This is a genomic window from Kitasatospora sp. NPDC057518 (assembly GCF_042802075.1).
In the GTDB taxonomy this organism is placed as follows: domain Bacteria; phylum Actinomycetota; class Actinomycetes; order Streptomycetales; family Streptomycetaceae; genus Kitasatospora.
This window is the reverse complement of sequence record NZ_JBHVEU010000058.1, coordinates 1-13,190: the sequence shown is the minus strand read 5'-3', so window position 1 is coordinate 13,190 and position 13,190 is coordinate 1. Positions and strand designations below refer to the sequence as shown.

Here is a 13,190-nt window from a genome sequence, read left to right as displayed (position 1 = left end):
GACCGACGGCGTTCCGCTCAGGCGCGCAGGGTCGCGCCGCCGTCGACGTACAGGTCGTGCATGGTGATGTGCCGCGCCCGGTCGGAGGCCAGGAACACCACGGCCTCCGCGATGTCGGCGGGCGCGGCGATCCGCCCGAGCGGGATGCCGACCCGCCAGGCGCCCAGGTCGCCCTCGATCACCCGGCGTTCGGCCGCCTCGGCGTCCTCGCCCCACAGCGCGCGCTGCATCGCGGTGTCGGTCGAGCCGGGCGACACCACGTTGCACCGCACCCCGGACCGGGCGAGTTCCAGCCCCAGGCAGCGGGTGAACATGGTGGCCGCCGCCTTGGACGCCGCGTAGGCGGCCATCCCGGCGCGCGGCACCCCGGCGGCGTTGGAGCCGACGGCCACGACCGCCCCGCGTCCGCGGTCCGCCATCCGGCGGCCGACGGCGCGGCTGGTGTGGAAGACGCCGGTGGTGTTGACGGCGAAGGTGTCCGCCCAGTCCCCGTCGGTGAGTTCGACGACCGGGGCGGTGCGCAGGATTCCCGCGACGTTGACCAGCACGCCGATCGGTCCGAGCCGGCTCTCGATCGACTCCACGGTGCTGTCGACCGCCCGGGCGTCCGAGACGTCCAGCGCGTAGGGACGCACGGACGGCAGCTCGGCCGCCAGCGCGTCGATCCCGCCGGGATCGCGGTCCACCGCCGCGACGACGGCTCCCTCGGCCACCAGCGCCCGCACCACGGCCGCGCCGATGCCCTGCCCGGCCCCGGTGACCATCGCGACGACACCGGCGAATTCGGACTGTTGCTGCACAGGACATCCCCTCCGACCAGCAAGATTAGGCAAGCCTAACCTAACACAGCTGTTCGCCTGTGCCGAGCGCCTGTACGAATCCCGCTGCTTCGCCGTCAACTCGCTCCGGACGCACGGAGGCCGTCCGCCCCGGACGATCCGGCGGCCCCGGTCTCCTTCCGGCACCGAAGAGCCGACATCGAGAAGCGGGCATCGAAGAGCGGGTGCCAAAAGGCCGGCACCGAAAAGCCCGCACCGAAAAACGGGTGCCGAAAAGCGGGTGCCGCCCACCCGTGGATGAAGCAGCATGACCCGTATGTCTGATACCTCAGTACTCACCCGGGCCGAGGCCGTCGAGCGCCACCACCTGCTCGACGTCCGCACCGTCCGCCTCGACCTCGACCTGACCCGCGGTCCGGAGGTCTTCGGCTCCACCACGGTGATCCGCTTCGGCTGTACCACCCCGGGCGCCGGGACCTACGTGGACGTCAAACCGGCCGCGCTCCGCCGGGTGGTGCTGAACGGCCGCGAACTGGACGTCGCCGCGCTGCGCGCCGGGCGCTTCCCGCTGACCGGCCTGGCGGCCGACAACGAGCTCACCGTCGAGGCCGACATGGCCTACTCGCACACCGGCGAGGGCATGCACCGCTTCACCGACCCGGCCGACGGCGAGGACTACGTCTACACCCAGTCCTTCCTCGACGACGGCCCGCGGGTCTTCGCGTCCTTCGACCAGCCCGACCTCAAGGCGCGGTACACGGTGTCCGTCACCGCGCCGCGGCAGTGGACCGTGGTCGGCAACGGCGTGGGCCGCCAGGTCACGCCCGGGCGCTGGGAGTTCGCGCCCACCCCGGCGATCAGCAGCTACCTGGTCTCCGTGGTGGCCGGCCCGCTGCACTCGGTGCGCGCCGAGCACGACGGGATCCCGCTCGGCCTGCACTGCCGCCGCTCGCTCGCCGCCCACTTGGACGCCGACGCCCCCGAGCTGCTGGAGGTCACCCGGCAGGGCTTCGACCACTACCACCGGGTCTTCCGGCACCGCTACCCCTTCGACAGCTACGACCAGTGCTTCGTGCCGGAGTTCAACGCCGGCGCGATGGAGAACCCGGGCTGCGTCACGCTGCGCGACGAGTTCGTCTTCCGCTCCGCCGTGGACGACACCAGGCGCGAGGAGCGCGCCCTGGTGGTGGTGCACGAGATGGCGCACATGTGGTTCGGCGACCTGGTCACCATGAAGTGGTGGGACGACCTGTGGCTGAACGAGTCCTTCGCCGAGTACATGGCCTACAGCGTCACCGCCTCCTCCACCCGCTTCACCAGCGCCTGGACCGGCTTCGCCGCCAACCGCAAGACCTGGGGCTACGACGCCGACCAGCGCCCCTCCACCCACCCGGTGGCACCCGGCACGGTGGACGACACCGCCCAGGCGCTGCAGAACTTCGACGGCATCTCCTACGCCAAGGGCGCCGCCGCGCTGCGCCAGCTGGTCGCCTGGCTCGGCGAGGAGGCCTTCCTGGCCGGCGTCAACGACTACTTCGACGAGCACGCCTTCGGCAACGCCACCCTCGACGACCTGCTCCGGGCCCTGGCCGCGACCAGCGGCCGCGACGTCCACGGCTGGGCCGACCGCTGGCTGCGCACCACCGGCGTGGACACCCTGCGGCTGACCGACGGCCGGATCGAGCACACCTCGGCCGACGGCGGGCCGCGCCCGCACCAGCTGACCGTGGGCCACTACCGGCGCACCGCCGAGGGCGCCCTGGAGCTGGCCGACCGCGTGCCGCTCGACCTGGCGGCCGACGGCACCGCGGCGGTGAAGGCCGACGCCGAGCTGACCCTGCTCAACGACACCGACCTCAGCTTCGTCAAGATCCGTCTCGACCCCGGCTCCTGGCGGACCGTGCGCTCCTCGCTCGGCGCCGTGCCCGAGGAGCTGGCCCGCGCCGTGCTCTGGAGCGCCGCCCGGGACGAGGTGCGCGACGGAGAGCTGGCACCCGGCGAGTACCTGGAGCTGGTCGCCGCCCACCTGCCCGGCGAGACCTCGGTGCACCTGGTCGACGCGGTGCTCTCCTTCGCCCGCGACTTCGTGGTGGACTGCGCCGTGCCGCCGACCGCACGGCCGGCGGCACTGGCCGTCCTGAACGAGGTCTGCCGCACCCTGCTGCGCCGCACCGAGGACGAAACGGACCGCACCGGGCTGCGCCTGGTGGCCGCGCGCGGCGTGATCGGCACCGCCGCCGGCGAGGCGCAGGCCGCCGAGCTGCGCGACTGGCTGGCGGCCGGCACCGTGCCCGGCGGGCCGGTGCTCGACCCGGACCTGCGCTGGCAGCTGCTGCTTCGGCTGTGCGTGCTCGGCGCGGCGGGCGAGCCGGAGATCGCCGCCGAACTCGCCGCCGACCCCAGCGACACCAGCGAGAAGGGCGCCGCGCGCTGCCGCGCCGCGCTGCCCGACCCGGGGGCCAAGGAGGCAGCCTGGCAGGCGCTGTTCCACGGCGAGCTCTCCAACTACCTGGCCGCCGCCACCGCCAGGGGCCTGTGGCAGCCCGAGCAGGCCGAGCTGCTGGACGGGCTGACCGCCCGCTACTTCGAGGAGCTGGGGTCGGCCGCCGCCCGCCGCGGCCCCGCACTGGCCCGGGTGCTCGCCACCACGGGCTTCCCCGCCTTCGCCGCCACCGACCGGACGGTACGGGCGGCCGAGGCCTGCCTGGCCGACCCGGAGCTCACCGCGGCGACCCGGCGTGGACTGGTGGACCAGCTGGACACCCTGCGCCGCGCCGTCCGGGCACGGGCGCGGGCCGAGCGGTAGCACCCCCGGCGGGCGGTAGGCGGCGGCGCGGCCCGGGTGGTCGCGCCGCCGTCTCGTGCTGTCCCGTGGCGCCGCACCGCAACGCCGCGCCCTGGTCCGGCAGGGCCCGTCCTCCGGCAGGGCCCGTCCGGCAGGGCTCCCGCAGGACGTGCCCCGGGCCGGTCGACCGGAATCTAGCGCGGTGCGGCCGGGGTCGTCGGAGCCTTCGCGGGAGCCGTCGAGGACTTCCCGGGAGCCGTGGAGGCGGGGGCCGTAGCGGGGGTGCTGGGGGTGCCGGGGGCGCCCGGGGCGGCGGGCGCCGGGGAGAGGCCGGTGCAGCCGCGCAGGCCGTCGCGGCGCTTGAGGGCGGCCTCGGCGGTGGCGCCGGTGACCGGCTCCGGGATGCCCTTGTCGTCGATGGTGGCCGGGGTGAAGGCCTCGCCGGTCACCTTCCCGTCGGCGGTGAGGGTGAGGGTGGTGACGCCGGTCTCGTTGGAGTTGGCGTAGTTCGAGGTGCCGTACCAGAGGAAGTTGCCGAAGCCGTACCCGATGTAGGTGTCGCCGAGCATGCCCGAGCCGACCATGGTGTGCGCGTGGGTGCCGACCACGGCGGTGGCTCCGGCGGTGGCGAGCTTCTTGGCGATGGTGGTCTGCGGACCGGTCGGGCAGGCCTTGCCCTCGTCGCCCCAGTGCAGGTAGACGAGCACCACCGGGGCCTGCTGCTTCGCCGTCTCCACCGCCTTGACCAGCGCCGGGACGTCCAGCGCCGAGGCGATGCCCGGCTTGCTCGCGCCGGCCCGCCACTTCTGGTTGGTGAGGTCCTCGACCTGGCTGGCGGCGACCACCGCGACCTTCACCCCGCGCACGGTGGTGACGTACGGGGCGTACGCCTCCTTGGCGTTGCGCCCGACGCCGACCACCGGGATCGGCGAGGAGTCCTTGGCGGCGAGGGTGTCGGTGAGGCCGTCGGCGCCGAAGTCCACGGCGTGGTTGTTGGCCATCGAGACGACGTCGACGCCCGAGTCCTTGAGCACCGACAGCGCCTTGGGCGAGGTGCGGAAGGTGTACGTCTTCGGCTCCGGGGCGCCGCGCCCGGTGATCGCGGTCTCCAGGTTGAGGACGGACAGGTCGGCGTCGGCGAGGGTGCGGGAGATCGGGCCGAGCGCAGGCTCGGGCGGCTTGACCGCCAGCCGGGCCTCGGTGCGGCCCTCGAAGTGGACGTCCCCGGCGAAGGCGACGGTGATGGTGCCGTCGGGCCGGGGCGGGGCGCTCTTGCCCGGGGCCGTGCCGGAGGGCGAGCCGCCCGGCGCCGAGGACTCGCCCGGCGGGACGGGGGCGGCGGAGGCCGGGGCCGGGGCGGGGTCGTCCGGCCCGCAGGCGGTGACGGCGGTCAGTCCGGCGAACAGCGCGACGGCGGCCGCGGCACGGCGCATGAGTGGATCCCCCCGAGGATGATGCGAGAACGATCAGCGTACGCCACCGAATCACCACCGCTCGGACCCGAGCCCGCAACATTCCGGCCACAAAAGGGCACGGCGCGGCGGCCCCGACCGGGCGCCGACGGCCGCTCCCCGGACGGCGCACCCGGCCCGCCTGGCCGACCCGTCCCAACCGCCCACCCGACCGGGCCACCATGTCCCTGGCGCGGAGGCGGGCGGGGCGCGCAGCGTGGTGTGGAGGGGACGAGTACGGGGGAAGCGCGTGCGGGGGGAACCCGTGCAGGGGAGCCCGTGCAGGGGAGCGCGCGCGTAGGGGGGCGAGTCCCGCACCGAAGGCCCGGAGGTGTGACGTGATGGGCAGCAATCAGCTCTCCTCCGCGGGTGACGTCTCCCCCGCGGGCGGCGGCCGCGCCTCCCCCGCCCGGGAGCGCCGGATCGTGGTCGGGATCGACGGCTCCCCGCCGTCGAAGGCGGCCCTGCGCTGGGCGGTCGGCCAGGCCGTGCTCACCGGGGCGACGGTGCACGCGGTGGCGGCCTGGGAGTACCCCTCGCTGTACGGGTGGTTCGCGCCGATGGTGGACGACGGCTTCGAACGGATCGCCCGCCGGACGCTGAGCGCCGAGATCAACGAGGTCCTCGGCCCGGACCGCCCGGTGGACGTCCGGGAGAGCCTGGTGCTGGGCCACGCCGCCGAGGTGCTGCTGGAGGCCGCCGAGGGGGCCGACCTGCTGGTGCTGGGCAGTCGCGGCCGGGGCACCTTCGCCCGGACCCTGCTCGGCTCGGTGTCCACCCGGTGCGCGGTGCACGGGGTCTGCCCGGTGGTGATCGTCCGCGCCGACGGGACGGCCTCCCCCGCGGCTACCGCCCTCGGGGTCGAACAGCCGGCGCCCGGGGCCGTGCGCACCAAGGACTGGCAGCTCAGCCTGCACGTGGTCGAGGACGAGGACACCACCCGGGTGCACGCCGTGCTGGACGCCGACGGCAACGTGCTGCACAGCGACACCCGCTCCCGCCGCAACCCGCGCGACGCCCCGGACCCGGCGGTCGGCGACGAGTTCGCGGTCGGCCGCGCCCTGGTGGACCTCGGCCACCAGCTGCTGCGCGCCGGCGTCCACGGCGCCACCGGGACCACGGAGGAGTGAACAACCCGGCCGGGGGTGGGAACCGGGCCGTGGCGTGAGCAGCGAGCGGCCGGGTACGCCATGCTGAATCACCGCTGAACCGCCGTACCCCCGTCCCTCCCCGACCCGATCCTCCCCGCCCCGACCGGAAGAGAGCCGCTCCCCGCCATGGACACCACGCCAGCCTCCGCGGCCCCCACCCCGGAGGCCACCCCGGACTTCTCCCCCGACGAGCGCGCCCGGGGCCGGGCACTGCGCCGCGCCCAGCTGCCGTGGGCGCTGGGCGGGCGGCTGGCAGGCCTGGCGCTCACCCTGCTGCTCGGCCTCACCCCGGCCGGCGCCGCCGTGGTGACCGCCGTCGGCGGCTGGTTCGGCGGCTCCCGGACGGCCGGGGTGCTGGCCGGAGCGGCAGCCCTGGTGCTGCTCGGCCAGGCGCTGCAGCTGCCGTTCGGCGCCGGGGCGCGGACCGTCCGGGCCCGGTACGGGCTGGTGACCCAGGGCTGGGCCGGGTGGGCGTTGGACGCCGTACGCGGCCTCGCGCTCACCCTCGTCCTCGTCCTCCCGCTCGCGCTCGGGCTGTTCGCGCTGACCGCCTGGTCGCCGCAGCGCTGGTGGCTGCCGGGGGCGGGCGCGGCGGCGCTGCTGACGGTGGCGCTCTCCTTCCTCCATCCGCTGCTGATCGAGCCGGTGTTCAACCGCTTCTCCCCGATGCCCCCGGGGGAGCTGCGCACCGCGCTGCTGGCGCTGGCCGAGCGGGACGGCGTCCGGGTGCGGGACGTCCTGGTCGCGGACGCCTCCCGCCGCACCACCGCGCTCAACGCGTACGTCTCCGGGTTCGGGGCGACCCGCCGGATCGTCGCGTACGACACCCTGCTGACCACCGCCGAGCCGCGCGAGGTGGAACTGGTGGTCGCGCACGAGCTGGGCCACGTCAAGCACCGGGACGTGCCGGTGGGTACCGCGCTGGGCGCGGTCGGTGCGGCCGTCGCGGTGGCCGTCCTCGGCCTGCTCGCCACCTGGCGGCCGCTGCTGGACGCCGCCGGGGCGGCGGACGCGGCGGACCCCCGGGCGCTGCCGCTGCTGGCGGCACTGGCGGCGCTGCTGGGCGCGCTGTCGGGGCCGGCGCAGTGTGCGGTGAGCCGTCGGATCGAGGCCAGGGCGGACCGGCACGCGCTCGAACTGACCGGGGACGTCGAGCAGTTCGTGGCGATGCAGCGCAGACTGGCCGTGGCGAACGTCTCCGATGTCGACCCGCCGAGGGTGCTTGAGCTACTGTTCGCCACTCACCCGAGTGCGACCAGCCGGATCGCCGCCGCCCGCGCCTGGCAGGCCGCACCGGAACGGCGGGCGCCGGAGCGGGGCGCGATCCCGGGCACATCTGTTGTATAGTGCAACAAATATCGAGGAGATAGGAACGCCGTGCCCGGCCGCCAGTCGTCCATCGAGACCATCCAGCGCGAGCTGACCGCCTTCGCCCGCCGCGCCCGGCACAAGGCCTCCCAGCTGCACCCCGACCTCTCGCTGGTCACCTACAGCATCCTCGACCTGATCACCGAGCGCGGCGGCTGCCGGGCCGCCGACGTGGCCGCGTACTTCATGCTCGACAAGTCCACCGTCAGCCGCCAGGTCACCGCCCTGGAGAAGCTCGGCCTGCTGGCCCGCGAGACCGACCCGGACGACCAGCGCGGCCAGATCCTGCGCGCCACCGAGGCGGGGCTCACCCTGCTGCGGGACGCCAACGAGCAGCGTCGGCTCTCCTTCACCGCGCGCTTCACCGACTGGTCCGACGAGGACGTCGCCCGCTTCGCCGACTACCTGGCCCGCTACGGCCAGGAGGGCTGACCGGGCACCGCAGGGGAGCGGGCGGAGCCCTGCCGGGAGGCGTGAGCCGAGCGTCGGCGGGGATCAGGAACCGAACGCTGCCGGGGAGTGAGCCCGGCCGCTCCGGGTGCGCCCCGGCACCCCCACGGTGTACAGAGGAGGAGTGCCCCTCCGGCAGCGTCCCGATGCGCCGCACCCGCCGCCCGCGCCGCATCCCCCCGACCACCGCCGCGCCTGGCGGCCCGACCGCCGGGTGCTGACGGCGCTCACGCTCGCGCTGATCGTGCTGATCACCGTCGTCGACATCGTCTCCCCGCCGGACGTCCACCTCGGCCCGCTGCTGATCGTCGCCCCCGCCCTCACCGCCTCCTTCGCCGGCCCCCGGGCCACCGCCGGGGTCGCCGCGCTCGCGTTCGCCGCGCTGACCGTCATCGGCGCCGTCCGGGACGGCCTGACCAGCGCGAACATCGAGACCCAGCTCAGCGCGCAGCTGATCGTCTCGGCACTGATCGTGGGCCTGCGGGTGCTGCGCGAACGGCACGAGCGCGAACTGGCCCGGGTGCGCTCGGTGTCCGAGGCCGCCCAGCGGGTGCTGCTGCGCCCGCTGCCGGAGCGGATCGGCCCGCTGCACCTGGCCTCCGTCTACCTGGCCGCCGAGGCCGAGGCGCAGGTCGGCGGCGACCTGTACGCGGCCGCCCGCACCGCCACCGGCACCCGGCTGCTGGTCGGCGACGTGCGCGGCAAGGGCCTCTCCTCGCTCGGCGACGCGGCCCTGCTGCTCGGCGCCTTCCGCGCCGCCGCCCACCTGCACGCCGAACTGCCCGACCTGGCCGCCTACCTGGACGGCAGCGTCAGCTGGGACCTCGCCCAGCTCGCCGAACAGTCCCGGCGGGACCGGTGGGAGCGGCGCGAGCGGCAGGCGCTCTCCGCACTGCCCTTCCCCCCGCCCGAGGAACCCCCGGAGGAGAGCGGCGACTCCGGCGAGTCGTTCATCACCGCCGTGCTGCTCGACATCCCCGACGACGGCTCCCCGGTGCGCCTGATCGACTGCGGCCACCCTCCCCCGCTGCTGCTGCACCCCGACGGCATCACCGCCCTCGCCGCCCGCCAACCCTCCCCGCCGCTGGGCCTCGGCGAGCTCGCGCCGACGCGGTACGAGACGGAGACCTTCCCGTTCCGGCCCGGCGACCGGCTGCTGATCTACACCGACGGCGTGATCGAGGCCCGCGACGCCCAGCGGCGCTTCTACCCGCTCACCGAACGCGTCACCGCCTGGCGTGCCGAACACCCCGCCGCCCTGCTCCACCACCTGCGCCGCGACCTGCTCGCCCACGTCGGCGGCCGACTGGACGACGACGCGGCCATGGTCGTGGTCGAGCGGCTGCCGTGAGGGCGGCCGAGGAGCGCCCCGTGACGAGTGTCCTCGGAACGACAGCAGGCAGCCCTGTCGGATTGCCTTCTCACGACCCTCGTCGGGCCGGCCGCGGTGCCTCGGGCACGGCTCCCGGCCTGATCGCCTCCGGGCGTGTACGAGCCCGAGGCCGAGGCCGAAGCCCAGGCCGAGGAGGGCGGGCACGGCAACCGTCGCGGCGAGGGCGCGCGGGTGGCGGAGGTCGAACATGCCGGGGCTCCTTCCCGGGGCCCGGACGGCCCCGCTCGTGGTGCCCCAACGATGACCCCGGCCACCCCTCCCGCACATGTACCGAACGGCACATCCTGAGCAGCGGCACCCCCACGTCCCCCTGCCGATCGGCAGGGGCACACCGGCCGCGTCCACACGGTGGAAAGGAATCTCCCCACCCGTACCCGTACCCGCGGCCCCCGGCAGGCCCTACGGCCGGCGGACGTACGGGGTCGTCGTGCTCACCCAGGCGAAGCCGAGGCGCTGCAGGATCGGCCGGCTCTGGTCGCTCGCGTCGACCTGGAGGTACTCGTAGCCGAGCTCGGCCGCGAGGCGGGCGCGGTGGGCGATGAGGGCGCGGTAGATGCCCCGGCCGCGCCAGTCGGGTGCGGTGCCGCCGCCCCAGAGTCCGGCGAACCCGGTCCCCGGGATCAGCTCCATCCTGGCGCCGCTGACCGGGCGGTCGCCGGCCATCGCGACGACCATGCTGACCGTCCCGACGCCGTGCCGCAGGTGGTCGAGCAGCCGCTCGCGCAGACGGGGGTTCTCGGCGCCGAAGGCCTGTGTGTGGGCGTCCATCAGCAGGTCCACCCCGGCCGGGTCGGTCACCGGGAGCAGCCGGACGCCCTCGGGCAGGGCGGCCTCGGCGGGCAGGTCCGCGATCCGGGCGAGCATCAGCGCCTCGTCCGGCTCCGGGGTGAAACCGGCCGCCAGCAGGCGGGCGCCGAGGTCGGCGGGGCGGTCGTGGGAGTAGGCCTTCCACTCGAACTCCAGCCCCAGTCCGGCGAAGTGGCGCACCTGCGCGGCGATCGCCGCGTCCGCCCCGGCCTCGTCCAGCCCGGACCAGACCACGCCGTTCCAGCTGTGCTCCGAGCCCACCTGCCGGACCACCGCACCGTCGCGCTCGACGCGGCAGCCGGGATCGGGCGGCGTGTTGCGCCGGATCCGGTCGTCGAACAGGGCAAGCATGTCGTCATGATCCATCCGCTCACTCCAGCACGGTCCGCGAGCGCGCACCATCGAGTTTCCGCGCCACCGGCTGCGGGCGGCGCCCCCGGGTCGGCTCCGGGCGGCGCTCCCCGTCCTGCCGCGGGCGACGGCCCCCGGTCTGCTCACGCTCCCCGTCCTGCTGCGGGCGACGGCCCCCGGCCTGCTCACGCTCCCCGGCCGACCGGCGGTCCGCCGCCCGGAGCCGGCCGGACCGGATCGCCTCGCTCGGCGCCTCCGCGCCCATGATGGCGTCCAACAGGCCGCACGCTTCGGCGAGTTCGTCCATCTGCCGGGTGATCCGGGCGCGTTCCCGGGCCAGACCGTCGAGCAGTTCCGGGCAGGTCGGGCCGGGAGGGCGCTGCCCCGGGCCCGGCAGGCCGTGGAGGATCTCGGCGATCACGGCGCTGTTGAGGCCGGCCGCGAGCAGGGTGCGGATCCCGCGGACGGTGTCGACGTCCGGCTCTCCGTACTCGCGGTAGCCGCTGGGGCGGCGCTCGGGCGTGAGCAGCCCCTGCTCCTCGTAGTAGCGCAGCGCGCGCGGGGTGGCCCCGGTGCGCCGGGCAAGCTCTCCGATCCGCATCGCGGACACCTCCTCGACGGACCGTCCACCGCGGGTCGCCACCGGGGCTCTCCACCGAAGCCCCCGTGACGTTCCGCCGTGCCCCTCCGCCTTGACTCTGCCGCCGGCGTGAAGGTCTAGCGTAACCGCCATGCCGAACGAACGATCTTCCTCAACCTCCCCTGACCGCACCGCCGTTGCCGTGCTGGGCCTGGGTCCGATGGGCCGGGCGCTGGCCGGGGCGCTGCTGGCCGCCGGCCATCCGGTCACCGTGTGGAACCGCACGCCGGGCCGGGACGCCGAACCGCTCGCCCTCGGCGCGCGGTCGGCCTCGAGCCCCGCCGAGGCGATGACGGGCTCCACCGAAGGAGCCACGGGCTCCGCCAAGGCCGGCGCCCCGCTCGTCCTGCTCTGTGTCCGCGACCAGCCGGCCGCCCGTGCCGTACTGGAGGCCGCCGGGGCGGCACTGCGCGGCCGGACCGTCGTCAACGCCACCTCGACCGCGCCGGGCGACGCGCGGGCGAACGCCGCCGGCGCCGAGACCCGGGGCTACCGCCTCCTGAACGCCGCGGTCCTCACCCCCACCCCGACCATCGGCCGCCCGGAGGGCACCGTCCTGCTGAGCGGCGACGCCGAGGCCTTCGCCGCCCACGAGGCGACGCTGCGGGCGCTGGGCACCGTACGCCACGTGGGCGCGGACCCGGGCCGGGCGGCGGCCTTCGACGCGGCCCTGCTCGACCTGTTCTGGACCACCGTGCACGGCTGCCTGCACGCCCTCGCACTGGCCCGCGCCGAGGGCATCAGCGGCGCCGAACTCGCGCCGTACGCCCAGGGGTTGCCGCGCCTGCTGCCGCCGCTGATCGACCGCTTCGCGCAGCGCGCGGACGACCGCCGGCATCCGGGCGACCACAGCAGCCTCGCCTCCGCCGAGGCCGGGCTGGCGCACGTCGCGCACACCGCCCGGGCGCGCGGCCTGGACACCTCCGTCCTGGACGCGGCGCTCGCCGTCACCCGGCGGGCGGTCGGGGCCGGGCACGGGTCGGACGGGGTGTCCGCCCTGGTCGACCTGCTCGCCGGATAGCCGGGCAGCCAGGTCACCGGACAACCGAGCGGCCGGGAACCGGGCAGCCGGACACCCCGCCGACCGGGCCCGCTACTGCGCCAGGTACCCGCCGTCCACCGGCAGCACGACCCCGGTGACGAAGGACGCGTCGTCGGAGGCGAGGAAGAGGACGGCCGCCGCGACCTCGGCCGGGTCGCCGAGCCGCCCCATCGGGTGCAGCTTCTCGATCGCCCCGAGGTACTCGGTGCCGCCGGGCTCGTCGTACAGCCGGGCGACCCGCTCGGTGGTGATGGTGCCGGGGGCGACGGCGTTGACCCGGATGCCGCGGTCGGCCCATTCGACGGCGAGGTGCTTGGTCAGGCCGGAGGCGACGAACTTGGCGGGCCCGTACACCGCCTGGCCGCGCTGTCCGGCCTCGCCGGAGATGGAGGAGAGGCAGACGATCGAGCCGCCGGGCCGGTCCTGCGCGGTCATCGCCTCGATCGCGTACTTGCAGGTGAGGAACATGCCGCGGCCGTCCACCGCCATCACGTGGTCCCAGTCCTCGGCGGTGGCCTCGGTGATCTCCATCAGCGGGATGATCCCGGCGTTGGCCACCAGCACGTCCAACCGCCCGTGCCGCTCGACGGCGGCGGCCACCAGCCGGCGCGCGTCCTCGTCCCGGGCCACGTCGCCGACCACCGTGCTGACGGCGTCCGGGAACCGCTCGGCCAGCCGGTCCAGCCCGGCCTCGTCCACGTCGAAGGCGACCACCGACGCGCCCTCCCGGACGAAGCGTTCGGCGACGGCCCGTCCGATACCGCTGGCCGCACCCGTCACCGCACAGGAGCGGCCGGCCAGCCGCCCGCCCGCGGGGCTCCCCGCGTTCTCAGTCACCATGGCGCGACTCTACCCAGCGGGCGGCCATGCGTCGGGCGCCTTCGGCCGGTCCGCCGGATCCGGCCGGTCGGCGGCTCAAAAGCGGCCCGGAGCAGGACCGGGGGGCGGAGCGGAGAGAAGCAGGAGCCGGCAG

11 protein-coding genes are annotated in these 13,190 nt (G+C 75.5%); 6 read left to right on the top strand and 5 right to left on the bottom strand.

Features of this window, described 5'->3' with window-relative positions; genetic code table 11:
- Positions 1 to 17 precede the first annotated feature (17 nt).
- Positions 18 to 833, bottom strand: coding sequence for a 2,3-dihydro-2,3-dihydroxybenzoate dehydrogenase (locus tag ACFU7Z_RS08815; RefSeq protein ID WP_380777053.1), 816 nt, complete (start codon positions 831 to 833; stop codon positions 18 to 20).
- 262 nt (positions 834 to 1,095) lie between these two features.
- Between ACFU7Z_RS08815 and pepN the strand changes: the two genes are divergently transcribed.
- Entirely contained in the window at positions 1,096 to 3,585 is a 2,490-nt protein-coding gene (gene pepN / locus ACFU7Z_RS08810; RefSeq protein WP_380777052.1) for an aminopeptidase N, read from the top strand.
- 173 nt (positions 3,586 to 3,758) lie between these two features.
- On the opposite strand, the gene ACFU7Z_RS08805 is transcribed toward pepN, so the two are convergent.
- Positions 3,759 to 4,997 carry a CapA family protein gene (locus tag ACFU7Z_RS08805; protein ID WP_380777051.1) on the bottom strand — a complete coding sequence of 413 codons (1,239 nt, stop codon included), beginning with the start codon at positions 4,995 to 4,997 and terminating at the stop codon, positions 3,759 to 3,761.
- A gap of 359 nt (positions 4,998 to 5,356) precedes the next feature.
- Between ACFU7Z_RS08805 and ACFU7Z_RS08800 the strand changes: the two genes are divergently transcribed.
- From ACFU7Z_RS08800 to ACFU7Z_RS08785, 4 genes are all read left to right on the top strand, one after another.
- The gene (locus ACFU7Z_RS08800; protein ID WP_380777050.1) at positions 5,357 to 6,145 is read left to right on the top strand and encodes a universal stress protein; all 789 of its coding nucleotides are present in this window, start codon (positions 5,357 to 5,359) and stop codon (positions 6,143 to 6,145) included.
- Positions 6,146 to 6,292: 147 nt separating this feature from the next.
- Positions 6,293 to 7,513 carry a M48 family metalloprotease gene (locus tag ACFU7Z_RS08795; RefSeq protein ID WP_380777049.1) on the top strand — a complete coding sequence of 407 codons (1,221 nt, stop codon included), beginning with the start codon at positions 6,293 to 6,295 and terminating at the stop codon, positions 7,511 to 7,513.
- 30 nt (positions 7,514 to 7,543) lie between these two features.
- On the top strand, positions 7,544 to 7,966 hold the full coding sequence (locus tag ACFU7Z_RS08790; protein WP_049651037.1) for a MarR family winged helix-turn-helix transcriptional regulator: 423 nt from the start codon (positions 7,544 to 7,546) through the stop codon (positions 7,964 to 7,966).
- Positions 7,967 to 8,198: 232 nt separating this feature from the next.
- Positions 8,199 to 9,335, top strand: a complete 1,137-nt coding sequence (locus ACFU7Z_RS08785) for a PP2C family protein-serine/threonine phosphatase (RefSeq protein WP_117492128.1) — start codon at positions 8,199 to 8,201, stop codon at positions 9,333 to 9,335.
- A gap of 441 nt (positions 9,336 to 9,776) precedes the next feature.
- Here ACFU7Z_RS08785 and ACFU7Z_RS08780 read toward each other — a convergent pair whose 3' ends face one another.
- Entirely contained in the window at positions 9,777 to 10,550 is a 774-nt protein-coding gene (locus ACFU7Z_RS08780) for a GNAT family N-acetyltransferase (protein WP_380777048.1), read from the bottom strand.
- Positions 10,551 to 10,554: 4 nt separating this feature from the next.
- The gene (locus tag ACFU7Z_RS08775; RefSeq protein WP_380777047.1) at positions 10,555 to 11,178 is read right to left on the bottom strand and encodes a MerR family transcriptional regulator; all 624 of its coding nucleotides are present in this window, start codon (positions 11,176 to 11,178) and stop codon (positions 10,555 to 10,557) included.
- Between the two features lie 88 nt (positions 11,179 to 11,266).
- On the opposite strand from ACFU7Z_RS08775, the gene ACFU7Z_RS08770 reads away from it, so the two are divergent.
- The gene (locus tag ACFU7Z_RS08770; RefSeq protein WP_380777046.1) at positions 11,267 to 12,196 is read left to right on the top strand and encodes an NAD(P)-dependent oxidoreductase; all 930 of its coding nucleotides are present in this window, start codon (positions 11,267 to 11,269) and stop codon (positions 12,194 to 12,196) included.
- 72 nt (positions 12,197 to 12,268) lie between these two features.
- On the opposite strand, the gene ACFU7Z_RS08765 is transcribed toward ACFU7Z_RS08770, so the two are convergent.
- A complete protein-coding gene (locus ACFU7Z_RS08765; protein WP_049651041.1) occupies positions 12,269 to 13,057 on the bottom strand; it encodes an SDR family NAD(P)-dependent oxidoreductase in 789 nt (262 codons plus the stop codon).
- Positions 13,058 to 13,190: the final 133 nt, after the last annotated feature.